This is a genomic window from Gammaproteobacteria bacterium (genome assembly GCA_011682695.1).
Taxonomy (GTDB): Bacteria; Actinomycetota; Acidimicrobiia; order Spongiisociales; family UBA4744; genus BMS3Bbin01.
The window spans coordinates 1-24,249 of the sequence record JAACED010000037.1; the positions used below are offsets into that span (position 1 = coordinate 1).

Annotated in this window: 22 protein-coding genes and 1 tRNA gene; 6 read left to right on the forward strand and 17 right to left on the reverse strand. The window is 63.5% G+C overall.

Features of this window, described 5'->3' with window-relative positions; genetic code table 11:
• The 4 genes from GWP04_08315 to GWP04_08330 all read right to left on the reverse strand — a co-directional run.
• Nucleotides 1-280, reverse strand: a 280-nt coding sequence (locus tag GWP04_08315; protein NIA25562.1) for an NUDIX domain-containing protein, incomplete at its 3' end; no start/stop codon positions are given.
• A 41-nt stretch (nucleotides 281-321) separates the two neighbouring features.
• On the reverse strand, nucleotides 322-837 hold the full coding sequence (locus GWP04_08320; GenBank protein NIA25563.1) for a GNAT family N-acetyltransferase: 516 nt from the start codon (nucleotides 835-837) through the stop codon (nucleotides 322-324).
• A 2-nt stretch (nucleotides 838-839) separates the two neighbouring features.
• The gene (locus GWP04_08325) at nucleotides 840-1,424 is read right to left on the reverse strand and encodes a hypothetical protein (protein ID NIA25564.1); all 585 of its coding nucleotides are present in this window, start codon (nucleotides 1,422-1,424) and stop codon (nucleotides 840-842) included.
• Between the two features lie 254 nt (nucleotides 1,425-1,678).
• A tRNA-Met gene (locus GWP04_08330) sits at nucleotides 1,679-1,752 on the reverse strand.
• 87 nt (nucleotides 1,753-1,839) lie between these two features.
• On the opposite strand from GWP04_08330, the gene mtnA reads away from it, so the two are divergent.
• Together mtnA and GWP04_08340 are read left to right on the forward strand one after the other, a co-directional pair.
• On the forward strand, nucleotides 1,840-2,856 hold the full coding sequence (gene mtnA, locus GWP04_08335; GenBank protein NIA25565.1) for an S-methyl-5-thioribose-1-phosphate isomerase: 1,017 nt from the start codon (nucleotides 1,840-1,842) through the stop codon (nucleotides 2,854-2,856).
• Nucleotides 2,853-3,407 carry a hypothetical protein gene (locus GWP04_08340; protein NIA25566.1) on the forward strand — a complete coding sequence of 185 codons (555 nt, stop codon included), beginning with the start codon at nucleotides 2,853-2,855 and terminating at the stop codon, nucleotides 3,405-3,407. The genes mtnA and GWP04_08340 overlap by 4 nt, the downstream gene beginning before the upstream one ends.
• 70 nt (nucleotides 3,408-3,477) lie before the next feature.
• On the opposite strand, the gene GWP04_08345 is transcribed toward GWP04_08340, so the two are convergent.
• The 5 genes from GWP04_08345 to GWP04_08365 all read right to left on the reverse strand — a co-directional run bounded on the left by GWP04_08345 (nucleotide 3,478) and on the right by GWP04_08365 (nucleotide 11,150).
• A complete protein-coding gene (locus GWP04_08345) occupies nucleotides 3,478-6,288 on the reverse strand; it encodes a UPF0182 family protein (protein NIA25567.1) in 2,811 nt (936 codons plus the stop codon).
• A 28-nt stretch (nucleotides 6,289-6,316) separates the two neighbouring features.
• Nucleotides 6,317-8,188: a DivIVA domain-containing protein gene (locus GWP04_08350; GenBank protein ID NIA25568.1), complete on the reverse strand. Its 1,872-nt coding sequence runs from the start codon at nucleotides 8,186-8,188 to the stop codon at nucleotides 6,317-6,319.
• 39 nt (nucleotides 8,189-8,227) lie between these two features.
• A complete protein-coding gene (locus GWP04_08355) occupies nucleotides 8,228-9,259 on the reverse strand; it encodes a PDZ domain-containing protein (GenBank protein NIA25569.1) in 1,032 nt (343 codons plus the stop codon).
• Between the two features lie 109 nt (nucleotides 9,260-9,368).
• Nucleotides 9,369-9,893 carry a sortase gene (locus tag GWP04_08360; protein ID NIA25570.1) on the reverse strand — a complete coding sequence of 175 codons (525 nt, stop codon included), beginning with the start codon at nucleotides 9,891-9,893 and terminating at the stop codon, nucleotides 9,369-9,371.
• Nucleotides 9,894-9,956: 63 nt separating this feature from the next.
• The gene (locus tag GWP04_08365) at nucleotides 9,957-11,150 is read right to left on the reverse strand and encodes an ABC transporter substrate-binding protein (protein NIA25571.1); all 1,194 of its coding nucleotides are present in this window, start codon (nucleotides 11,148-11,150) and stop codon (nucleotides 9,957-9,959) included.
• A gap of 19 nt (nucleotides 11,151-11,169) precedes the next feature.
• Here GWP04_08365 and GWP04_08370 point away from each other — a divergent pair, with 19 nt between their 5' ends.
• Nucleotides 11,170-11,757 carry a biotin transporter BioY gene (locus GWP04_08370; GenBank protein ID NIA25572.1) on the forward strand — a complete coding sequence of 196 codons (588 nt, stop codon included), beginning with the start codon at nucleotides 11,170-11,172 and terminating at the stop codon, nucleotides 11,755-11,757.
• 249 nt (nucleotides 11,758-12,006) lie between these two features.
• On the opposite strand, the gene GWP04_08375 is transcribed toward GWP04_08370, so the two are convergent.
• Genes GWP04_08375 through GWP04_08400 form a run of 6 tightly spaced genes read right to left on the reverse strand, consistent with a single transcriptional unit; the run spans nucleotide 12,007 to nucleotide 18,884 of the window.
• Nucleotides 12,007-13,428, reverse strand: coding sequence for an ABC transporter substrate-binding protein (locus tag GWP04_08375; GenBank protein ID NIA25573.1), 1,422 nt, complete (start codon nucleotides 13,426-13,428; stop codon nucleotides 12,007-12,009).
• Nucleotides 13,429-13,476: 48 nt separating this feature from the next.
• Nucleotides 13,477-14,589, reverse strand: coding sequence for a branched-chain amino acid ABC transporter permease (locus GWP04_08380; protein NIA25574.1), 1,113 nt, complete (start codon nucleotides 14,587-14,589; stop codon nucleotides 13,477-13,479).
• Nucleotides 14,586-15,482: a branched-chain amino acid ABC transporter permease gene (locus tag GWP04_08385; GenBank protein NIA25575.1), complete on the reverse strand. Its 897-nt coding sequence runs from the start codon at nucleotides 15,480-15,482 to the stop codon at nucleotides 14,586-14,588. Before GWP04_08385 ends, GWP04_08380 begins: the two co-directional genes overlap by 4 nt.
• Complete coding sequence (locus tag GWP04_08390) at nucleotides 15,479-17,281, reverse strand: AMP-binding protein (GenBank protein NIA25576.1); 1,803 nt, start codon at nucleotides 17,279-17,281, stop codon at nucleotides 15,479-15,481. Before GWP04_08390 ends, GWP04_08385 begins: the two co-directional genes overlap by 4 nt.
• Nucleotides 17,278-18,099 carry an ATP-binding cassette domain-containing protein gene (locus GWP04_08395; protein ID NIA25577.1) on the reverse strand — a complete coding sequence of 274 codons (822 nt, stop codon included), beginning with the start codon at nucleotides 18,097-18,099 and terminating at the stop codon, nucleotides 17,278-17,280. Before GWP04_08395 ends, GWP04_08390 begins: the two co-directional genes overlap by 4 nt.
• Nucleotides 18,096-18,884 (reverse strand): ATP-binding cassette domain-containing protein, encoded by a 789-nt coding sequence (locus tag GWP04_08400; protein NIA25578.1) that lies wholly within the window; start codon nucleotides 18,882-18,884, stop codon nucleotides 18,096-18,098. The genes GWP04_08395 and GWP04_08400 overlap by 4 nt, the downstream gene beginning before the upstream one ends.
• A 400-nt stretch (nucleotides 18,885-19,284) precedes the next feature.
• Here GWP04_08400 and GWP04_08405 point away from each other — a divergent pair, with 400 nt between their 5' ends.
• The 3 genes from GWP04_08405 to GWP04_08415 all read left to right on the forward strand — a co-directional run bounded on the left by GWP04_08405 (nucleotide 19,285) and on the right by GWP04_08415 (nucleotide 22,002).
• Nucleotides 19,285-19,881 carry a phosphoribosylglycinamide formyltransferase gene (locus GWP04_08405; GenBank protein NIA25579.1) on the forward strand — a complete coding sequence of 199 codons (597 nt, stop codon included), beginning with the start codon at nucleotides 19,285-19,287 and terminating at the stop codon, nucleotides 19,879-19,881.
• Nucleotides 19,878-21,398: a bifunctional phosphoribosylaminoimidazolecarboxamide formyltransferase/IMP cyclohydrolase gene (purH, locus tag GWP04_08410; protein NIA25580.1), complete on the forward strand. Its 1,521-nt coding sequence runs from the start codon at nucleotides 19,878-19,880 to the stop codon at nucleotides 21,396-21,398. The genes GWP04_08405 and purH overlap by 4 nt, the downstream gene beginning before the upstream one ends.
• A 112-nt stretch (nucleotides 21,399-21,510) precedes the next feature.
• Nucleotides 21,511-22,002 (forward strand): hypothetical protein, encoded by a 492-nt coding sequence (locus GWP04_08415; protein NIA25581.1) that lies wholly within the window; start codon nucleotides 21,511-21,513, stop codon nucleotides 22,000-22,002.
• 44 nt (nucleotides 22,003-22,046) lie between these two features.
• Here the strand turns inward: GWP04_08415 and GWP04_08420 are convergent, their stop codons facing one another.
• Together GWP04_08420 and purF are read right to left on the reverse strand one after the other, a co-directional pair.
• Nucleotides 22,047-23,060, reverse strand: coding sequence for a phosphoribosylformylglycinamidine cyclo-ligase (locus GWP04_08420; protein ID NIA25582.1), 1,014 nt, complete (start codon nucleotides 23,058-23,060; stop codon nucleotides 22,047-22,049).
• Nucleotides 23,057-24,249 (reverse strand): amidophosphoribosyltransferase (gene purF / locus GWP04_08425; GenBank protein ID NIA25583.1); only part of this gene is annotated, 1,193 nt, incomplete at its 5' end. The genes GWP04_08420 and purF, both read right to left, overlap by 4 nt.

Below are 24,249 nucleotides of genomic sequence, written 5' to 3' on the forward strand. Positions count from 1 at the left end.
TCTCTCCCTCCCACACGTTGACGAGCCAGATCGACATCTCAAAACCAGCATCCGTGTCTCGAATCACCGCAAGAGCTGCGTCCGTCGGTGGATCCACCCGGACACCCAGTTCCTCTCCCAGCTCGCGCACGAGCGCCTGCCGGGGGTCCTCGCCGTCGCGGACGTGGCCGCCGGGGAGGTCCCACACGTCGGGATACCAACACCGATCCCACCGGCGATGACAAAGAAGGATCCTGTGTCCGGACCGGAACAGACCTGCGACAACACGATGATCGATCACAGAGCCGACCTACTCCAATATCATCGTCGCGGCGGTCTGCTTCACGAAAGCGGATCCCAGTTGGTGAAACCGAGCGACTCGTAGAGCGCACGCGCTGGCGTGTTGTCCCCGGCAACACGAAGAGCAACTGCGATTTCGCCGTTCCCGCGGACGACGGCGAAGCAATGCCGCATCAGGAGCCGAGCGAGGCCCAGTCGTCGATAATCCCGGGCGGTGAACAGCTCAATGATGAACGGGCAGTCGGGAGTATCGTCCCAAGGGGCTGTGCGCACCACCATCACCGCCGAGACGACGCGCCCATCTACCTCCGCTATCGGCGATGCTTCGTACCAGTACTCACCGTACTCCCCCTCGAATGAGGCCTTGATGTCGTCTGTGGCTTCCTGGAGGGAGTCGCAGGCGACTCCCGGTTCATAGGCCTCGAAATACAGCATCCCCAGTTGTTGGAGATCAGCAGCGTTCGAGGGGCGAACAGCAAAGCCAGGGGGCGGCGGTGTTGCCGTTCCCCCGTGGGAGGGATCATCGAGTTGGGCTATCAATGTGACGAGTTTGGCCATGACTATTCGATCGGTACTTGGCCTTCGTCGGTCTGTTCGCCCCGACCATCGACCCATGAGAGCCGATAGCGGAGGTCCTCGGGCTGCGGAGATCCGAATGTGAAAGCGACTCCAACGTGGACACTCTCGTTGGGTTGGAGCCGATCGGCGGTTCGGTAGTCCGTACCTCCGACCGGTTCCACCTCGACCGTCTTGCCATCCTGCCGGGCGTAGACATCAAGAGCAACGTCAGACGCGTCAGCTGGCCCGTAGTTCGTGGCGAGGATCCGCGCCCAGGTCCTCGCCGAATCCCGATAGGCAAAGCGAACCTTCATCGCAGCAGTTCGCGCCGTCTCATCGGCGCGCAGGCTTGCCACGGCTTCGGCGGCCCGCTGTTCCCGCTCCCACTCGTGCCTCCGCTCTTCGATCTCGAACAGGCTCCGCTGGATCTCCACAGCCTCCTCGGTGGTGCGCTGCTCGAACGCGTCACGCTCCCTCTCGCGTACAGTGGCATCCTCCGCTCGGTTCCGCTCAACAATGAAGTTGACGACACCAAGAACGAGCGCGGCGAGGGCCACCCCTGCGGTTACCCATTCGGAAAGACTCACCACCGTGCTCCTCTGTGTCTCGCTTCGAGCAATCAACTCTCTGACAAGACACGGTAGCTCCCGAGGGCGACGAATCCGGCTCGCTCGCCTCCCACATTCGACCACGACGGGGGAATCAGGACGGATCCTGAACCCCGTTCGCTCGCGAGAAACCGTGCCTCCCGCGCGATGGACGCGCGATGGAGCTGTATCGCAGGCGATCTGGCGGATCCTAGAAACGCCGAAAACCCTTGTAGCACAAGGGTTTTCGGTAGTAGCGGGGGCGGGATTTGAACCCGCGACCTTCGGGTTATGAGCCCGACGAGCTACCAGACTGCTCCACCCCGCGTCGCAGCGGTGAGTGTACGCGCCCGCCGGGGCAACCGCAAAGGCGCACCAGGCACCTACTAGGGTCGCAACCGTGACACACCAACCCATCACCACCATCCGCTGGGCCGAGGGCCGCACGGCCCTGATCGTCCTCGATCAGACCCTGCTGCCCCAGGAGCGACGGGAGCTGCGGCTCGAGACCGTCGAGCAAATCGCAGAAGCGATCGTCTCGCTTCGTGTGCGGGGCGCACCGCTGATCGGCATCGCCGCCGCCATGGGCATCGCAGCCCTGGCCAACCAGGCCGCCGGCCACCTCGAACGGGCCGATCTCGCCGGCGCCGTCCACGAATGGGCCGACCGCCTCGCCGTCACCCGCCCCACTGCCGTCAACCTCATCTGGGCGATCGACCGTATGCGATCCGTCGCCTCCCGCCGGCCCGACGACCTTGCCCGAGCTCTCACCGACGAGGCCATCGCCATCCACAACGAAGACCGCTCCATGTGCCAACGCATCGGCGAGCACGGCCTCACGCTCCTGCGCGATGGCGCCACCGTGCACACGCACTGCAACACCGGGGCGCTCGCCACCGGCGGGATCGGCACCGCCCTCGCCCCCATCTACCTCGCCCATGAACGTGGCTGGGCCATCCACGTCTACGCCGACGAGACCCGACCGCTCCTCCAGGGCAGCCGCCTCACCGCATGGGAACTCGACCAAGCGGGCATCGACGTCACCGTTATCACCGACTCGATGGCCGGCGCTCTGTTCAGTCGCCAACCCCCCGATGTTGTTTTCGTCGGCGCTGACCGGATCGCCGCAAACGGTGACGTAGCCAACAAGATCGGCACGTACGCGCTCGCCGTCCTCGCCCGCGACCACGGCATCCCCTTCTACTCCTTCGCACCCACCTCCACGATCGACGCCGCCACGCCGACCGGTAAGGACATCCCCATCGAACAGCGCTCCCCCGACGAAATCCGCCGTGGGTTCGGGACTCTCACCGCCCCTGAGACCGTCGACGTCTGGAATCCGGCATTCGACGTCACTCCCGCCGCATTGATCACCGGGATCGTCACCGAGATGGGCATCGCCACCCCACCCTACGAGCAGACCCTCCCATGAGGTATGACATCCGCTCCGGGATCTGTCGCATCGGCAAGAGCATGCACGATACCGGTCTGATCGCCGGACGCGCCGGCAACTTGTCGGCGCGCATCGGCGACACGATCCTCATCACCCCGCGCGGCGCCCGCAAGGACACCCTCCACCCGACCGACCTCGTCGCCATTCGACTCGACTCGGACGAGACCCCGGCTCGGGCCAGCACCGAACTCCCCCTCCATCGCTCCGCATATCTCGCGAGTCCGGATGTCGGAGCCGTTCTTCACGCCCACGCACCGGCCCTCATCGCGGCGGGGCTGCGCGGACTCGACCTCACCGCACGGCTCCCTGAGGTCACCGAAGCCGTTGGCTCCTTCGCCACCGTCGACTTTGCTCCCAGCGGCAGCGAAGAACTCGGTCGAGCCGTCGGTGCAGCCGTTGCCGACGGAGCGACCATCGTGCTGCTGTACGGGCATGGTGCGGTCGCCATCGGGTCGGACATCGATGAGGCGTATGACAGGCTCGAACTCGCCGAGTTGGCCGCGTACGCCGTCGTGTTGGCGCAAGAGTGAGCATCCACCCGCTCTCGTGACGCCTCGTACGGTTAATCCGAACTGTCACGAGAACGGATTGGCAGGAGGGTCAGCCGCCGAGGATCTTCCTCGCCTGCTCGATGAGCGTCCTGGCCTCTTCGATCTTGGCCTGATACGTCCCCAGATCCCCCGCCCGTAGCGCGGTCTCCGCCTGGGTGAACGCCTCGGCCGCCTGATCGAGCAGGTCAGGCGCCGTCTGATCGGCAGTCGGTTCCGTGGGAGTGGTCGGCGCGGTGCCTGCAAAAACGTCCTGCAATGCTTCGGCAAGGGTCTCTCGCATCACGACTTCTTCGTTGAACACGGCAACGACCCGCTTGAACTGTGGCAGCGGCACCTTCGCCGCCTGCAGATAGATCGGCTGAATGTACAGCAGTGACGACTCGATCGGCACCACGAGCAGATCGCCCCGAATCACTTTCGATCCCTGCTGGTTCCACAGCGTGATCTGCTGAGACACCTGCGGGTTCTGATCGATGCGGGCGGCGACCTGGTTTGGCCCGTCGACAAAGCCAGTGCGGGGCAGGCGGTAGTCGATCAGTTTCCCGTAGTCCTCTGGACCGGACTTCGCGATGAGGAACGACGCCATGTTTGGGCGCTCGACCGGCAGGAACGGTTGCAGGATGAGATAGGAGAGCCGTTGTTCTTCGGGAAGACGCATCAGCAGGTAGTACGGCAGCATCGGCCTGGCGAACGTCGGATCGAGGAACTCGCCGCGAAGCTGATCCTGGTTCCCTGCGTTGGATGGGTCGAGCGGTTCTTCCCACTCGTCCTCACTGTTGTAGAAGACGTCGGGTTCGGTCATGTGGAACCGCAGGTACATGTCGCTCTGCACGCGGAACAGATCCTCCGGATAGCGCAGATGCGCCACGAGATCTGCCGGTATCTCGGACCCGTCGGAGAACAGATCCGGGAACGCCGCTCGATAGGCACGGATGATCGGGTCGCTGTCGTCGACGACGTAGAGCCGCATCGTGCCGTCGTACGCATCCACCGTCGCCTTCACCGTATTGCGCACGTAGTTGAACCGGTTCGGCAGGGTCCCCGCGCCGATGCCGAGCCGGTTGATCGACGCCGGCTGTGCGTAGGGGTACGCATCCGACACCGTGTACATGTCGACAACCCAGATGAGTCGTCCGTCGACATCGACCAGGTATGGGTCCGAGTCCACTCGCAGGAACGGTGCGGCGGTGCGCAGACGAGCCGAGACGTTGCGAATCATCAGCGTCTTCGAGTCTGCAGTGAGCTGATTCGAGATCAGCGTGTTCAGATCCGAGTAGCGCAGCGCAAACGCAGCGCGGGCGAGCATGCCGCCGATCGGTACGCCGCCGGACCCGTCATATGTATTGCGGGCGACAGATTCGCCTTCCTGGGTCAACGGGAAGTCGACTTCTTTCTGTTTGGTCCCGACGATGACGAACCGATCCGAGTAGGTGTCTCCGAAATAGATCCGCGGCTGGGTGATATTGAGACTCGCGTCGCTCGCCACAGGCGGAACGTCCTGGACGAGGAACACCGGCTGGCCCTGCTCGTCAACCGTGTTGGCGGGACTCAGAACCGCGCCGAATCCGTGGGTGTAGACGAGATGTTCGTTCACCCACCCGGAGATGACATCGGCACCCTCATCGAGTTCTCGTCCGGCGATCATTGTTTGCGTAAGCGCACCGTCGAGCATGTACCGATCGACATCCACATCGTTGAGCCCGTAGTAGGTCCTGATCTCCTGCAACTGGGTGTACGTGTCGGTGAGCACCGCCGGGTCCCACAACTTGATGTTGTCGACGGTCGGCCGGTTGTTCTCGATATCGTCGAGTGTCAGATTCGGTGACGCGGCGAACTGACGTACCTCCACGTCGTCCAGCCCGTAGGCCTGCCTCGTGAACATGATGCCGTTCTCGATGTACGGCTTTTCGAGTATCTGCTCCGCGGGTTCCACCCGGAATCGCTGCACCGCCGCCGGGATGATTCCTCCGATGATGATCGACATCACCAGCCAGCCTCCGACGGCCACCGCAGGCAGCGTCCAGCCACGACTGCGAATGTTCCACAGCAGGAGACCGGCGGCAAAGAGCGAAATGAGAGAAAGCAGCGTCAAAGCGGGCAGTTGCGCCTTGACGTCGGTGAAGCTGGCCCCGTAGACGATCCCCCGGGGCGAGTACATCAACTGGTAGGTATCGAGCCGGTATCCGATCGCCTTGAGGATCGCGATGACCGCCAGCAGCACGGACAGATGCGCCCGAACACCAGCGGATACCCGCGGCGCCCTGCCGGGGAGCAGCCGGATGCCACCGTTGAGGTAATGCATCGCTCCAACGAGCAATGTCGTGAGCAGCACCAACTGAAAAACCCAACCGAACAGGTCCCGGTACAGCGGCAGTTGAAACACATAGAACGAGACGTCTTTGCCGAGGATCGGATCCACGTGCCCGAAGGAGCTGCGGTTGAGATAGCGCAAGATATCGTCCCACCAGCCGGCGGCACTCACGCCGACGAGCACGCCGAACACGGCCGAGGCCCACAACCGCACTTTGCGAATCCGCGGTTCGATCCACTCCTGCATACGCTCGACGAACTCCTCTTCGGGAGCCATGTCGAAAAGCCGGAACCGGGGTGAGAGGCGGTCGGCGATGAGCACGTTCGCCCAGAGCAACAGGAACGCAATCACCGATCCGATGACCGCGGGGATCACCTTGAACAAAACGAGCGTCCCCCACACCGAGCTGAGGCCCACCGATCGGAACCACAACAGATCGGTCCAGAACGTCGCTACGCCCCGCAATGCCAGAAGCAGGATGAACGCGACGAAAATAAAGAAGGTTAGCCCTCGCCGATTACGGCGCGGGGCGGGGTCTCGCTGAATCATGTACCTTCCACTCTACCTGGAGAACAGGTCACACCGGAACGAGGGTGCATTCGCACGACTCGTGCGCCGGCGGGCGTTTCATACCCGATGCGAACACTGCTCCCGGATCGACCGGACCGGCCTCGGCAAGTGTCCTGCACGTCACACATCCCCGACCCGCCACCATCCATTGCACTTGCCACACTCCGGCCTGCTCGAACGCTCCGATCAACCCGTCGTGATAGGCGCCGATGGCGAGCGATCGCACCTGTCGTTCGGCCGCATCGACCCGCCACGCCCGATAGACCCTGGAGATCGCGGCGGCACGGCGGCGCGGGCCCTCGCCGGCTCCGTCGACGGCGTCGCGAACACCATCGATGATCGCTGTCGCAAAGTCGCGCCCCACGGAGTTCTCGATCTGCACGTCGCCTTCTTCGAACTCGCGATCGAGCAGCTGTTCGGCTCCGGACCACCCCGCCGACACGGCACGGCGCAGCAGTTCCTCGAGGTCACCGGCAACCCTCACCTCAAGCGAGTCGACGTCCGGTTTCCACACGGTCTCTTGAACCCGCAGCTCATCGAGGGCGATGTTCTGTGCTTCCGTGAGGCTTCGCTTCAACGTCCGCAGGGTCTTGTTGGTGATAGGCAGGAGAAGCCGGTCCCGCACTTCGAACGGATCGGCGGCGGGAACCGTGGATGCCTTCTGTTCAGGTTGAGCGACATGCTCCTCCGGCTCCTGGCGGACCGGGGCCTCTTGCGACGCCTGGCCGGCCTTGGGTGCGGTCTCCGACTCCGAACGAAGCTTGGCAAACAACTCGTCGATCCCAGCCGACACACCGGCGGTGTAATCGCCGACCGGCTTGGCCTCGATCGCCTCTGGCGCCTCCGGCACTTCAGGAGTTGGTTCGGCCTCGGCGGTCTCGACAGTTTCGGCGGTCTCGGCGATCGGTTCCGGCTGTTTCGGTTTGGGTGGTTGGCGGAGCTTTCGCACCTCCGCCGCCATCGCCTCCGCATCGATCTCTTCAGTCGGTGTTTTCAAGCGTTTCGGCGGCCGAACGATGCGAACCGTCTCCTCGCCTTCGTGCCAGACCTCGGGAGTTCGTGAGGTCTCCGTGTCTCCGCGCCGGACCTCGGAAGTCCGTGACGTCTCTGCGTCTCCGCCACCGATAGGGCCGGGCAGCACCTTGACGGTGGAGGTATCTGCGGCTCGGGCTTTTCCGATTTCGGCCCGCCGTTCCTCGAGTTCAGCGCGAAGCTCGTCGATCTTGGCCTGCACTGATCTGATCTCTACGAGCAGCTCGTCTCGACGCTGCATGAGGACCGTAACCCTCTCACGGGCCGCGGCCATCTCGGATTCGCCTTCGCGGGTCAGCTCCTCGCAGCGCGAACGAGCATCGACGATGAGCTGGTCGGCTTGCAGTTTGGCCCTTCGGATGGTCTCGTCGGCATCCTTGCGCGCCTTGGAGGCGATTCGGTACGCATCGCGCTCGGCATCGCTGATGATCGCAAGGGAGTCTCGCTTGGCCCTGTCGATGAGCGCGTCGGCTTCCTCTTGGCTGTCTTCGAGCAGTGCCGTGCCTTCATTCCATGCGTCCTGGCGGACCCTGACCGCGTCGTCACGAGCCTCGCCCAGGATCTCCTCTGCGTCGACCGAAGCTCTGAATCGCATCCCTTCGGCGGTTTCCCTGGCACTCTGAAGCAGCTCGCCGACCTCGGCGGACACCTGATCGAACTCTGCATGAAGGTCACGGTCGCCAAGTTTGTGGAGCCGGTCACGAAGCTGCTCATTTTCGCTCTGGAGAGAGGTCAGAGTCGCAAACACCTCACGGAGAAACGCGTCGACCGCACCGGTGTCGTAGCCCCGCCATCCGGACTTGAACGACTTGGCAGTGACGTCTTCCGGGCGCAGCGAACCAGCCATGATGCCAACGATACCGTGCCCGATCTCCGGATCTGGGCTTTAGGCGTCCGGAAGGCTCGACAGGAACGCAAGCGCGTCGTCGATGGTCTTCACCGGAACGATTTCGACTCCTGTCACGGGTGCCGTCATCGCCTCTTCGTAGTTGGCCTCCGGAACGAGGATGTACTCTGCTCCGGCAGCCTCGGCCCCTTCGACCTTCTGACGGATCCCGCCGATCGGCCCAACGGTCCCGTCGGACGCGATCGTCCCTGTTCCGGCGATCCGGTGCCCTTCCGTGATGTCCTCGGGGGTCAGCACATCCAGAACTGCCAGCGTGTACATCATTCCCGCAGAAGGCCCACCGATGTTGGTCGAGTCGATGTCGACCTCTATCGGGAAGTCGTAGGTCAGGTTGTGGGTCACAGCCCCAAACCCGACCATCGGTCGTCCTTTCTCCTGCGTGTGCTCCACCAGCGTGATCGGCACATCGATCGTCTGGCCGTCGCGTTCGACGGTGAGGGTGATCGTGTCGCCGATCGCGTGTGCAGTGATCAGCGTCACGGCGTCTCTGGCGAGTTCGACCGGTTTGCCGTCGATTGCCCTGATCACATCACCGACTTCAAGGGCGCCGTCGGCAGGAGTTCCCTCCAGGATCGTCGCCACTTCGACACCATCCCCCTTGTAGGTGACGTCGTAGCCGAGATGGTTGAGTGCCACGAGGATCGCCGTGTTCTTGGATTCGAGCATGTCATGCTGCGCCACCCGCTGGTACTCCTCCGGCGACTGACCGACCGGACGAACCGCGGCACGGTCGACCACATCGACCGTCGGATCCGCCCACGCGGCGAGCAGCTCGTACGCGTTGATGTCCTGCTGGGACACCGTGAGCATGTACAGGTTGCCTCGCACCGGATACGTCTGGGCTCCTTCGACCGTGATGAGGCTGACGACCTCGGGCACCGGTCCCGGCGACCACGCGACATAGGGCAACGACACGTTCCAGGCAACAACCGAAAGGATCAGCAGACCCATCAACGCCCCGACGGCGGCGTACGGCCACCGGAGTGCTCTCTGCTGCGGGTAGTCGATCATGGGAAAGGAATAGTACTGCCAGCCGGGAGCCAGCTGCCGTTGAGGCGTTCCCAGCAAAACGACACCGCCTCAACTACGAACTACGAACTACGAACTACGAAGTACCGCATCAGGGAAACTGCACCACCGGAGCATCGACCAGCTCGGCTCGCACGACGATACGTTGACGGGCCGATCGCTTGGGGTGACAGGCGAATAACGTCAGCATCGGCGTGTCGGTCGGGTCGACGATCCACATGTCGGCCGGCGTGACGATCAGTGTCTCGACGACCCGGTAGGTAGCGACCAGTCCTCCGATACCCGTGACGTAGATCTCGTCTCCGGGTTCGAGCTTGTCCAGATCGAGGAACGGTGCCGAGTGGATCGTTCGGTGCCCGGCGAGCACCATGTTCCCGGCTCCGCCGGGATCCGCTGTACCGGACCAGTGCGCCACGCCGCGGTCGATGACCGACAGGTCGACACCATCGCGGATCACCTCGTCGAGATTGATCGCCGGGATTTCAAGGCGTCCGGTGATGACCCCGAGCTGTTGAGTGACGGCGTCGACGCGGGCTCTCACAGGCACTTCGGCGATCGCAGGGCTGAAGCTGGGCGTTGCCAACGCCAGTACCAGAGCGAGGATGACAGCCTGCATACCGGCCTATCGGCAAAAGCCTGCCGAAACTGGAGCCGAAGCCGGACGACGGGACCGATGAACCTACTGGTCGAGAACGCGAAGGCCGAAGGCCGCGTCCGGGTCGGGGACCGAGATCACGACGGGAACCACCGGGAGGATCCCGTCGACGTCGAAGCCGGCCGGCCCCCACCCGTACCCAAAGTCGACATCGCCGACATGACCCCGGGCAGCCAGCACACCCGAACGGTTCAACGTGCCGTGGTCGACGGCCTGTTCGAGCAGCAGGTGAAACGTCGCGGCCTGCGTGTACCCGAGGAACGTCCAGGCGTTCACGTCGTCGAGTCCGTCGGTCACCGTACGGAACAGCTTCATCCCCGGCGTGTCGTCCTCATAGGCGGGGAGAGCACCGGCGACCCACAGATCCTCCGGCACCTCCTCGAGCGCATCGAGGACCGTGGGGTCATACGACAGGCCTGTCGCGTAGATGGGAGGTGCGATACCGAGCAAGTTCTCCGTCGCGATGATGCGCACGAGGTCGGCGCTCGTGACACACGACACCAGCGCTTTCGCACCATCGAGATCTCTCACGACATCCTCGAAGTCGGTTGTTCCGGCCGGGTAGCGCGAGATGATCTGTGGCTGCGTGACCGTGCCTGCGAGACAGTCGTCGCCGTAGAGGCCGGCCACCGCCACGAACCCCACGTCTGCCGGGTCACCGGCAGCGTCGACTGCGAGATTCCAAAGGACGGAGACCTGATCCCGATAGGTGGGCATGGCGAGGTCGTACACCGCGTTGTGGTGTTTGGCCCACGGGACCGCCTGGGAGCCGACCATGATCGGCATGGTCGAGTCCGCCTCCAGGAGCGCCCGCGTGACGGGACTGCCGAGCATGGCGGAGATCCCGAGGATCGAGTCTTCGCGTGTCGCGAGTTCGGCGGCGGCGAGGACCGGATCGTACGCGGTGTCGACCTCGTCGAGTGCGATGATGAACCGTCCGGCGACACCGCCCAGATCACTGTTGACGTACTGCCAGTACGCCCTGTGTCCTTCGAGGATCGACTCTCCGATTCCGGCGAGGGAACCGCTCAGCGGCAGGAAGGCAGCGAGGTGAATCGTGCCATCGCCGACCCCCACACCGGTCAGGAAGGCGGGCGCCGTGGTTGTCGTCGTGGACGACGGCGGGAGAGTCGACGAGGTTACAGTCGTGTTGACTTCCGCCGGAGTGCACGCGGCAACGATGATCACTATTCCCGCCAGCGTCACCCGAAGCTTCATCGTTCGTAACCTCCGCTCCATGCATAGGGTCGGACGAGCCGCCACCAACCTAGGAGACCGGACCTTGTCGACCCTCGTATCTGCCCGCATCCTGCCACGAAGCCGAGCGCTGACGGTGGCACTCGTCGTTGTCTTCGCCGCGCTCACCGCCGTTCTCGCCCAAGTGCGGGTGCCTCTCTGGTTCACGCCGGTGCCGATTACAGGCCAAACCTTCGCCGTACTGCTCGCTGGACTGGCCCTCGGCTCGCAAGCAGGAGCTGCCAGTCAGGCGCTGTACGTCGCTGCAGGAGTCGTCGGATTGCCGGTCTTCCAGGGTGGGCAGGGAGGCTGGTCGTATGTCACAGGTCCGACACTCGGGTATCTCGTCGGATTCATCGCTGCGGCTGCGATCACGGGCTGGTTACGCTCGAAGTTCCCGGGGCGCCTCTCTGGCATCCCAACCGCGCTCGCCGGAACCGTCGTCATCTACGTCTTCGGCGTCGCGTGGCTGGCGAGCGCTCTCGGGGTCGGCCTCGGCCACGCCCTGGCATTGGGCTTCTTCCCGTTCCTCATCGGCGACGCGATCAAAGCCCTACTCGCCGGGTTGATGCCGCTCCCCCGCCTGTAGCGCAGGGACCACGTCTTGGCGACGCGAGGTCGGCTGAACAATGCGCTGTCGACCAGGGAGACGGCCGGACACATCGGGAACCGGTCATCAGCGTCGAGGACTCCGGCTGCGCCGGGCGCAGGAGCCTCGCCATCGGGTTCTCCTCACGGTTCCCCCTGAGGGTGGGACCGGCTCGCTCCCCGGCCGGGAAGGCAGCACACGGCAGAGGGGCGGCCCAACGGGGCCGCCCCTCGATTAGTGCGTTCTGCCTTACGGCAGTGCGCAGGGTTCGGTGAAGTCGTACGCGGCTGCGTTCGGGCCCACGAAAAAGTCCTGGACCACGCTGACACCGTCCACCGCAGACGTATCAACGCGTGAGATCAACGATTCACGCGGGAACACGTCATTCGGAGCGCCCGCGAACGAGCGAGTCGGCATCATGCCTTCGTAATCGACGTCGGTGAGGTTCTGCGCCGCGGCGTAGATCCCAGCCTTGGTCAGATCGCCGGCCGCGTAGGCGGCTTCGAATGCTGCCTTGAGCGCATACTGAGATGCCCAGCCTGCCACGAAGAAGAAGTTGCCCGGCACATCACCGAGTGCCGTACGCATTTTCTCATGGCCGACCGACTCATATCCCCACGGTCCGATGAATGCGGACTGGTAGTAGATCCCCAATTCGAACGCGGGACCTGCAGCCGTCTGGAGCAGACCCGGGTTCCATGTTGGAGACGCACCGATGAAGATCGGCACGTTCTCGCCAAGCACCTGAGCCGCACCACCGACGATCGGTGCGAGTTCGCTCGGTCCGGAGACGACGAACACGACATCGACCGGATCAGCGGCAATCTTTGCGACTGCTTCTGCCTGGGTCGGATCACCGCCCGCAGACGCCGGGATGATCATCTCTTCCCATGCCACGTTCAGGCCATCCGCCTCTGCAGCCTTGGCTACACCGGCTGCGTAGTCGTCGCCGTAGTCACCGGGGAACTTGAGGATTCCCACATTGGCGACCGCTGGACGACCGGCTGCGGGTACTGCCTGGACGGCCCAGTCCACGGCGTTCATGGCCTCGAAGCAGTAGTTGGTCCCGAACTCGAGAACGAGTCCCTGGTCGGTACTGTCGAAGTCCCAACCCGACCACCACGTCATCGGCGCGGCAATGGTGTTGTCGGCCTTCATCGAATCGAGCGTGGCGATACCCTGCGGAGTCCCGAGGAGCATGGCGAGCGCAGCGATCGAGTCGGCGATCTGCGTGTACTGCTGAACCGTGACGTCCGGCTTGTACTGGCCGTCCTTCACGAGATCATCAGGAATGACAACGTCAAAGGCTCCACCGATTCCACCGGTGGCGTTCACCGTTGCCCAGAAAGCTTTCTGGCCACCAACGAGTGCCGGCGCGGTTGCCGCAAACGGACCCGTTTCGTCATCGATGATACCCAGGTAGATGCAGCCGCGATCGGGGTTGCCACCTTCGCATGGCTCCGCGGTCACGCCTATGTCGAACTTCACCTCGGGCTCCGCTGCTGCAGTCGTCCCCGGTGCTGCCGTCGTGGCCGGTGCTGCCGTCGTGGCCGGTGCTGCCGTCGTGGCCGGTGCTGCCGTGGTCGTCGTGGCGCTCTCGCCCTGCGAACACGCAACGGCGACGAGCGCGAACACTGCGATCACGATCACCGACTTAGTCCATCGTCTCATGGTTCTCCTCCCGTATCTTGCCTTGTCTTGCCTTGTGACTGAGGCCTCTCAGTATGAGAACGGCCATGCTTTCCAGTAGTTGCGGACCCTGATCCATACGCCGTACAAACCAAGCGGCTCAAAGATCAGAAAGAACACGATCAACCCTCCAAAGAGTATCCGTTCCAGCTGCGCCGGGCTGAGCACACCTCCTGCGCCATCTCCGATGAACGGAATCCAACCCGATGCAGAGCTGATGATCTGGGGCAGCAACGTGACGAACGCAGCACCCATGATCGAGCCTGCGATCGAGGACGCTCCCCCGATAACCACCATCGCGATGAACAGGATAGACAGGAGCAGGTTGAAACTCGCAGGCTCGACGAAGCCGGTCACCGTGAAGTAGAGCGATCCGGCCACTCCCGCATAGAAAGAAGAGACCGCGAACGCCAGCACCTTGTACTTGGTCAGATCCACTCCCATGACTTCCGCGGCTATGTCGCGATCCCGAATGGCAGAGAATGCCCTGCCGACCCTGGACCGGGCGAGGTTCTTCGCAGCGAAGGCCAACACGACGAACAGGATGAACGTGAAGAAGTAGATCTGCTGTTCTCGCGATAGCGAGATCCCCCCGATTGCGCCCGGTTCATCGAACCTCCACCCGAGCAATCGCAGGACTGCCGGTTTCCGACCGATCCCGCTCCCCCCGGTCAGCGAATCCCAGTTCCTGAAAATGTGCTCGCCGAGAAAGACGAGTCCCAAAGTCACGAGGGCGAGGTAGAGACCCTTGAGACGCAACGCAACCGGCGCCACCAGCACGCCTGCCGCAGCTGCGACGATACCGGCCGCCGGCAACCAGATGAGCATGTCGAGACCGAGCCCGATCACACTCCCGCTCGGATCGCCGGAGAGAGCAGCACCCACGTACGCTCCGACACCGAGAAAGAACGCATGACCGAGCGAGATCTGTCCCGCGTAGCCGGTCACGAGATTGAGTCCGATTGCACCGATCGACGCGACGAAGGTGGTCGCCAAAAGGATCAGCCACGTCCGGGAAAGGCCGAGGAACGGCAGGACGAGGATCGCACCCACACCCGCGGCAAGCGCAACCTTCTGTGTGGTGGTCGACAGGATCGCCCCGTCGGAGCGATAGGAGCTGTAGAGGTTCGGTCGTCCCCTCATACCCGCTCCACCTCCTCGGTACCGAACAACCCGTACGGTTTGATCAGCAGCACGACGAGCATCACGAGATACGGGACCACCTGGCTGAAGTTGCTTCCCAACCACGGGAGGTACTGGGCTTGGTAGGTGGCGCTGTACCCCTCGGCCAGCCCAATGATGAGTGCCCCGATAATGGCCCCGTGGACCGAGTCGAGACCTCCGACAACGATCGCGGGGAGCGCCTTCAGGGCAACGACCCAGTTGTTCTGACTCAGTCCGGCAGGCCCCGAAGCGGCGAACATGCCGGCGAGCGCGGCGAGCGCACCTCCGAGTATCCAGGCCAACGCGAAGATCTGATGCACGTTGATTCCCTGGGCAAGAGCCACCTCTTGATCTGCGGCCGTCGCACGCATGGCCAGGCCAACCCTCGAATACTTAAAGAAGGCGAGGAGCGCCACGGCGACGATCACGGCGGCGACGAACATGGCGATCACCCGAGTCTCGATCACCACGCCACCCATCCGTATGCTGTTGAAGCCCCACGGGTCGCCGACACCACGCAGGTTCACGCCGATGAGATCGTTGACCACGACGCGAATGGCGATATCGAGGCCGATGGTCAGAATCGCGAGTGAGAAGAGTGGTTTGCCGACGAGGGGTCGCAGCGCGACTCGCTCGATCACGGCTCCGAGCAACGCTGTGAGAAGAATCCCGACCGCCAGGGCAAGCCAGAAGTTGACGCCCACGGTGAGAGCGAAGTACGACACGAAGTACGCACCGAAGACCATCAGGGCGGGGTGAGCAAAGCTGAGCACCTGTGTGGACTTGAAGATGATGACGAACCCGAGCGCGAGCAGGGCATAGATCGAGGCGAGGGAAAGCCCGGCCACGGTTGCTTGCAGGAACTGGGTCACGCGTACATCTCCTCGATCAGGTCCTCGAACAGCCCCTCGACCACCTTGCGTTTGACCTTCAGCGTCGCGGTCAGCTCACCCTGATCGTGGTCGAGCTCTTTGGGGATCAGGCGGAACTTCTTGATCTGCTCTACCCGGGAGAAGTCGCGGTTCACGCGGTCGACTTCCCTCCGGATCAGCTCGATCACCTCAGGCTTCTCCGACAGGTCCCGATAGGTCGTAAACGTGATGCCCTTGCGCTGGGCCCAGTTGGCGACCGTGTCGAACTCGATGCCGACGAGGGCGCTGATGAACTTCCGCTTGTCGCCGATCACCATCGCCTCTTTGACATACGGCGAGACCTTGAGCTTGTTCTCGATCTCCGACGGAGAGATATTCTTGCCACCGGCAGTGATGATGATGTCTTTCTTGCGGTCGATGATCCGCATGTGGTCGCCGACCCACTCCCCGACGTCCCCGGTGTGGAGCCATCCGTCCTCCAATGAGGCTTTGGTCGCGTCGGGATTCTTGAAATAGCCCTGGAAGACTCCGCCGTGACGGATGAGGATCTCACCGTCGTCACCCAGTCTGAGTTCGACTCCATCGAGCGCCGTCCCGATCGTGCCGAGCTTCACATCGCCGAGAGGGTTGACAGTGCCCAATGCCGTCGTCTCGGTCATCCCCCACCCTTCGAAGATCGGTACACCGAGTGCCATGAAGAACTGCAGCAGCTCCGGCGCGATCGGTGCAGCTCCACTGATCGCCTGCCGGCACTTGCCCATCCCCAGTTTCTTGCGGAGAGCTCGAAACACGAACAGCCATCCCAGACCCTGCGTCAGCGTGCCGACGACCCCCCGGGAACCTTTCTCCATGACACGATCGACGTTGCGAAGCCCTGCCTTCATGAACACCCCGTACAGGGTCCGCTTGAGGAAGCTCGCGTCCGCAATCCTGATCTCGGCGGCTGCCTTCATCTTCTCCCAAATGCGCGGCGGTGCCGGGAAGTAAGTCGGCTGGACCTCTGCCAGGTCGTTCACGAGGGTCTCGATCGACTCGGCGAAGTTGACCGTCGCCTGCATCGCGAGCGCTCCGAGAATGTCGTAGAGCCGTCCGAACACATGGCACAGCGGCAGGTAGGAGAGAAACTCCGCGTTTTTCTCGGGCCGGTCTCCCGAGATGATCTGTCCCGCCTGCCCGGCAGTCCAGAGAAGATTCTCGTGCGACAGCATCGCCCCCTTGGGCGGTCCCGTTGTGCCCGACGTGTACACGATCGTTGCAGTGGCGTGCGAGTCGATGCTGTCAACCAGCTCATCGAAGAGCTCCGGCATCTCTTCTCGCTGCTTGCGCCCCAGCGCCAAGAAGTCCTCCCACGACAGAAGGATCGGATCGTCATATGTGCTCACGCCTCTCGGTTCGACATACACGATCCGTTCGAGGTTCGGCAGCCTGTCCCTCACTTCGAGCGCCTTATCCACCTGTTCCTGGTCCTCGGCGATCAGCACCTTGGCTTCCGAGTGGGCCAGCAGGTACTCGACCTCAGACGCGGGGTTCGTCGGATACAGGCCGACCGACACCGCCTGGATACCTTGTGCGGCAAGATCGGTGACGACCCACGCGATACGGTTCTCGGAGTGGATCGCGACCTTGTCACCGGACCGCACACCAAGCGCCCACAGCGCCATGCCGACCGTCGAAACGAGATCCCAGTAACCGGCATAGGTCGTCTCCTGCCAGATCCCGAGTTCCTTTTCCCGCAGGGCCACCTTGTCCGGTACGGCGACTGCAGCTTCGCGCAGCATCTCGGGGACACTGGCCGTCATGTGCCACTCCCGGTCAGATGCGCTTCGGTCGACTTCAGATCGCCTCGCTCGAATTCCTCACCGAGATACGCCCTGATCACCTCGGGATCGCGCTGAACCTCGGCCGGCGTTCCCTCGGCGATCTTCCTCCCAAAGTCGAGCACCATGATTCGGTCTGCGATATCCATCACGAGACCCATGTCATGCTCGACAAGGATCATCGCGATCCCCAACTCCTCCTTGATATCGAGGATGAACCGCGCCATATCTTCGGTCTCTTCGAGGTTCATCCCCGCGGCCGGTTCGTCGAGAAGCAGCAACGCGGGGTCCATCGCCAGCGCACGCCCGAGCTCCACCCGCTTCTGCACGCCGTAAGGAAGCATCCCGACGAGGCTCCTGCGGTGTGCTTCGATCTCGAGGAAGTCGATGATCTCTTCGGCGCGTTTGCGATGCAGCATCTCCTGACGTTGCGCCTTTCCAATCCACATCATCGCGGACAGAGTCCCATAGCGAACGTGGAGATGCCTTCCGAGCAGGATGTTCTCGAGAACCGTGAGGTTTTCGAACAGCTCGATGTTCTGGAACGTGCGGGCAATCCCGAGGTCAGCGATGCGGTGTGGTCGCAAGCCGATCAGTTCCGTGCCACGCAGTCGTATGGACCCCTGCTGCGGCCGGTACACGCCGTTGAGACAGTTGAAGATGGAAGTCTTGCCGGCCCCGTTCGGACCGATGATGGCGAACAACTCGCCGGCGTCGACGGAGAACCCGACACCGTCCAGCGCCTTGATCCCGGCGAAACTGAGCTGCAGGTCCGTAGCTTCGAGAAGTCGCTCGGTCATGACAGCCACCGCTTCCTCCGCTTGTAATGCTTGACGTCGCGAAACGACTTATGCTCTCCTCCTGAGCCGTGAAGCCCCAGGTAGAACTCCTGGACGTCCTGGTCTTGCATCAACTCCGACGCGGGCTTGTCCATCACGATCTTCCCCGTCTCCATGATGTAGCCGTGGTCCGCGATCGCCAATGCCATCGCCGCGTTCTGCTCCACGAGCAGGATCCCCGTCCCCTGGCGGTTGATCTCGACGATGAGGTCCCGGACCTGCTGCACGAGGAGCGGAGCCAGGCCGAGGCTCGGTTCGTCGAGCAGGAGGTACTTCGGATCGGAGATCAAAGCCCTTCCCATCGCCAACATCTGCTGCTCTCCACCGGAGAGGTACCCTGCGACGAGTTTGCGCCGCTCCTTGAGCAGTGGGAACAGGGCGAAGACGCGATCCATGCGCTCTTCGAGCTTGCCCCGCGACGTATGCCCTCCGACACGCAAGTTCTCTTCGACCGTGAACTCGGCAAAGATCCGACGACCCTCCATCACCTGGGTCACACCTCTGCGCACGATGCTCGGAGCCTCCGCCCGATGAATCGGATCACCGTCGACCGTAATCTCGCCCTTCGTGATGTCGCCGTCATACACATCGAGCAGCCCGGAAATGGCTCGCAGCACGGTTGTCTTGCCTGCGCCGTTCGCCCCCAGAAGCGCAACGATCTTGCCTTCGGGAACGGTGAACGAGATCCCACGCACGACCAGGATCACGTCGTGGTAGACAACCTCCAAGTTGGCGACCTCAAGCAACCTTATTCCTTCCTTCCCACCGAGGATGCGACGACGATAGCAACCACCTTGGAGCCATGTCGGGGAAACTTCCCTGTCTCGCTTTCCGTTGTCGCCCAGCAGCACACAGCCGGGAGGCGGTCAAGCGTCACCCATGCCGGATGGGAGCTTTCCCGCCCGGGAGTCTACCGAGCAATACGGGTGCGTCGATCAGTGACCGGGCGCTCCAAACGCGAGGCCGCAGGCTCCATGCCGACCGGTGCGGCGCCGGCGAATTCGAGAACGTAGCCGGTGGTGCGTTCATTGGTCTCCCCAGCGAGCGAAGCGAGCGTTGGAGAGAGAGTACCGCAGTGGCCTTGGCTGCTGCGGCAGGGGGGAACGCGTGCCATGCATCGCTCGGCGGGCTCCTAAACTGCCGTCCGTGCCGTCCGTGCCCATCGCCGTGCTGATCTCAGGTAGCGGATCGAACCTGCAGAAACTCCTCGAAGACCAGCACACCAGCGCATACCGCGTTGCAGTTGTCATCGCAGACCGAAAGGCGCAAGGGCTCCGATGGGCCGATGAGCATGACGTCCCAACGGTGCTGCTGCCTTGGAACGACTACCCGAATCGGCAGTCGTTCACGACTGCGGTATGCGACGCCATCGACGAGTACGACTGTGAGTGGGTGGTTCTCGCCGGGTTCATGCGGGTCCTGGCGCCGATTGCCATCAGCCGCTTCCCAAACCGCATCGTCAACATCCACCCCTCCCTGCTCCCAGCGTTTCCCGGCGCCCATGCAGTAGAGACAGCACTCGCGGCGGGAGTCGACACGACCGGCGTGACCGTCCATTTCGTCGTCGAGGATGTCGACGCCGGTCCGATCATCGCCCAGCGCACGGTGCCGGTCCTGCCCGGAGACGACGTGGCGAGTCTCCACGCGAGAATCCAGATCCAGCACGAGCTCTATCCGGCAGTCGTTGACGCGCTGGCTGCCGGCCGTATCAGTGTCAATAACAACGAGGTGGCTTGGTCATGACCGAACGTATTCCCATCCGCAGAGCCCTGATCTCGGTCTCGGACAAGACGGGTCTCGACCGGCTGGGTCCCGCCCTCGCCGATGCGGGGGTGCAGGTCGTCGCCTCCGGAGGCACCCGCAAAGCGCTGATCGAACTCGGCGTTGCCGCCATTGCGGTTTCTGAGTTGACCGGATCGCCGGAGATGCTCGATGGACGAGTCAAGACGCTGCATCCGAAGATCCACGGCGCGCTGCTCGCGGACACGGACAACCCCGACCATGTGCGCGACCTCGAAGCCGGCGGCATCATGCCGATCGATCTGCTCGTCGCCAACCTGTATCCGTTCGCCGAAACCGTGGCATCCGGCAAGGGCGAGCACGAGATCATCGAGAACATCGACATCGGGGGACCGGCGATGATTCGCGCCGCGGCGAAGAACCACGGCCGCGTCGCTGTCGTCACGGACCCGTCCGACTACGGGTTCATCATCGACTCTCTGAAGCAAGGCGGCACCACACGCGCCGATCGGCGCCGCCTGGCCACGGGGGCCTTCGCCCACACCGGCAGGTACGACGCGCTCATTCACGCGTGGCTGACCGGAGAGGGCATGGGCGAGCATCTGCTCATCGCCCTCGACCGTGTGAAAGGCCTCCGGTATGGCGAGAACCCCCACCAGCAGGCCGCACTGTACCGACAGGCAGGAGCAGACGGCTGGGTTTTCGACGCTCGCCAGCTCCAAGGCAAGGACCTGTCGTTCAACAACTACGCAGACGCAGAATCGACATGGCGCCTCGCGAACCGGATCGGCCATCCAGGATGCGTGGTGGTCAAACATCTGAACCCGTGCGGTGTCGCACAACGCTCCTCTGTCCACGAGGCGTTTGTCGCCGCAAGAGATTGCGATCCGCTCTCGGCGTTCGGCGGTGTCGTGGCGGTCAACGAGGCCCTCGACGCGGACACAGCATCGGAAATGGCCAAGATGTTCCTCGAAGTCATCATCTGCCCGGCCATTACCGATGATGCTGCGGCAATCCTCGCCAAGAAGAAGAACCTGCGTGTCCTCATCGCCCGTCCTCCCGAGCAACCAGTGCTCGACGTGAGAATGATCGGTGGCGGGGCGCTCGTTCAAGAGGCGGACCGCCAGGAGATCGGTGAGTGGACGACGGTCTCCGAAGCGAAGCCCACCTCCGAGCAGATCACTCAACTTCAGCTCGCATGGACGGTCGGAGCGCACTGCAAGTCGAACAGCATTGTCATCGTGCAAGATCGCGCAGCCGTCGGCATCGGCGTCGGCGACCAGAGCCGCGTCGGGGCCGCCAAACGAGCGGTCGATCAGGCCGGTGATCGACTCGAAGGCGCCGTCGCCGCCAGCGAAGCGCTCATCCCGTTCCGGGACGGTCTCGACACGCTCGCGGACGCCGGGGTCGTCGCTCTCGTGGAAACCGGCGGCTCGGTGAACGATCAGGAAGTCATCGATGCGGCCGACGAGCACAGGATGGTATTGATGTTCACCGGCCGGAGACACTTCCGGCATTAGCGCCGCACTTCGTACCGCAACTTCGGAGCAATGCAGAATCGCGGGGCGGGCATCGCATCTCTCGCCGTTGGCCGGTCGCTGTCGGCTGCACCCTCCGCTGTACGATATGGCCATGTTCGACCCGATCGTCCAAACGGTCGTCACTCACCTCGACGAGCTCGGCATCGACTACGAGGTGATCGACTGTGACCCCGACCTTGCCGACACCGCCGACTTCTGCGCACACTATGGCTACCCGCCCGAGAAAGCCGCCAACACCATCGTCGTCGCATCCCGCAAACCGGCGGGAGTCCACGCTGCCTGTGTCGTTCTCGCCACGACCCGGCTCGACGTCAATCACAAGGTGCGAGAGTTGCTCGGCGTGAAGAAGCTCAGCTTCGCTCCTGCCGAAACGACGAAAGAGCTGACGGGAATGCTGATCGGAGGCGTGACGCCGTTTGCGCTGCCGGAGACGATGCCGCTCTTCGTCGACACTCGGACCATGGATCTCGACTGGGCCATCTTTGGCGCGGGAAGCCGCTCGGCGAAGATCAAGACCTCCCCTGAGGTGTTCACTCGGTTGCGCCAAGCCCAGATCGTGGAGGGTCTCGCCCTCGAAACGTAGGTTCCCGGTGCCTTGGCCACCGACCTATGCGGCGTTCTGCCGAGTCACGAGCTCAAGACAACCCCGTCGCCCGGCACGATCTCACCGATCACGGACGCCGGCCGATCATGGTCGGCCAGCACGGTGATGACCTCTTCTCGTCGGGCCGGATCGACGATGAGTATGAACCCGACACCCATGTTGAACGTGCGGAGCATCTCGGACGGCTCCACTCCTCCGCGCTGGGCGATCAGGTCGAAAATCGGGGGAACCTCCCAGGCGGTCGTGTCGATCGTTGCACCCAGACCTTCGGGAAGCGCCCGGGGAAGATTCCCCGGGATACCCCCACCGGTGACATGGACGAACCCGTGCACGTCGACCCGGTCGGCAACGGCGAGCACGGCCGGCACGTAGAGCACCGACGGCTCCAGCAACGCGTTACCCACGGTCTGGTTCGTTCCAGGAACAGGGGACGCAAAGTCCTCTGCGTCGAAGATCGTGCGCACCAACGAGAATCCGTTCGATCGCACGTTGGGACTCGCTACGCCGATGACCGCATCCCCGGCGGCGATAGACGCCGGGTCGGGGATCGCCGACCGTTCGACCACGCCGATCGCCGCTCCCGCCACATCGAACTGTGCAGGCTCCAGAACACCGGGATGAATGGCCGTCTCACCGCCCAACAGGGCACATCCGGCCTCGCTACAGGCTGCCGCGACCGAAGCGACGATTGCCTCGTCGCGCTCGGGATCGAGCGCACCGACGGCCAGGTAATCGGTGAAGCCGAGCGGAGCCGCTCCGAGCGCTGCGAGGTCGTCGACACACATCGCGACGAGGTCCGCGCCGATCCCGTCGAACCTCCCCAGAGTCCGGGCGAGTTCGGCCTTCGTGCCGACACCGTCGGTCGTCATCATGATGACCGGCTCGTCGTAGCCTGAAGGAATCGTCACCCCGGCGGCGAAGCTCCCGAACCTGCCGACGACGTTGGCACCCCATGTGGCGCGGACACACTCTGCGATCGTCGCGGTGAAACGATCACCGGCAGTCACATCTACACCGGCATCGGCATATGAGCTCATGTCTCCTCCCGAACGAACTTGTGGTTTCCGATCGCGGTCGGATAGTCACCGGACAGACACGCCGTGCAGAACGACTGGTTGGCATGCGGCAGCGAATCGAGGAGTCCGTCGAGGCTCAGGTATCCGAGCGAGTCGACCTCGAGGAAGTCCCCTATCTCCTCTTCGGACCGGTGCGCGGCAAGCAGGCTCGAACGATCCGACGTATCCATCCCGTAGTAACACGGCCACCGGTACGGCGGAGAGGAAACCCGCAAATGCACCTCCGTCGCCCCGGCGCCGCGAACCAACTCGACGAGTTTGCGTGTCGTGGAACCGCGAACGATCGAGTCGTCGACGAGAATCACCCGGCGGCCGTCCAGCGTCTCACGAATCGGGTTGAGTTTCATCCGGATTCCCCGGTCGCGCACGATCTGCTCCGGTTCGATGAACGTGCGTCCCACGTACCGGTTCTTCACGAGTCCATCGCGGTACGGAATCCCGGATGCCGCGGCAAACCCCTGTGCGGCCGGGATACCGGATTCGGGGATCGGCACTACGACGTCGGCCTCCGCGGGGCTCTCCTCGGCGAGTCGGATACCCATCGCCACCCGTGCACCGTGTACGTTCTGACCGGCGACGACGCTGTCCGGACGGGCGAAGTACACGTACTCGAACACACACAGGCGCGAATCGGCTGGTTCCATGGGAAAACGCGACTCGACTCCGGCGTCGGTGAGCACGACGATCTCCCCTGGTTCGACGTCGCGCACGAAGTCGGCACCAACGATGTCGAGCGCAGCGGTCTCGGATGCGACGACGTGGCCCCCGGTCGGCAGCCGGCCGAGCGAGAGCGGACGGAACCCGTGGGGATCGCGCGCCGCTGCGACGGTGGTCTCGTCCATCACCACGAGCGTATAGGCACCCTCGAACTCCGGCATCGCTTCGGCGATCGCATCGGCGAGCGACACTCCCGGGTCCCGGAGGATCTTCTGTGCGATGGCTTCCGTCATCAGCTCCGAATCGGTCGACCCCGGCGCAGACCCCAGCCGGGCGGCGAGCTCGACCGTATTGATGAGATTGCCGTTGTGCCCGAGTGCGATGCTGCGCTCACCGAGCCCCCGGAACGAAGGCTGTGCGTTGTCCCACGTACTGGAACCGGTCGTCGAGTACCTGGTGTGCCCGATGCCGACCGAACCTTGCAGGCCGGCGA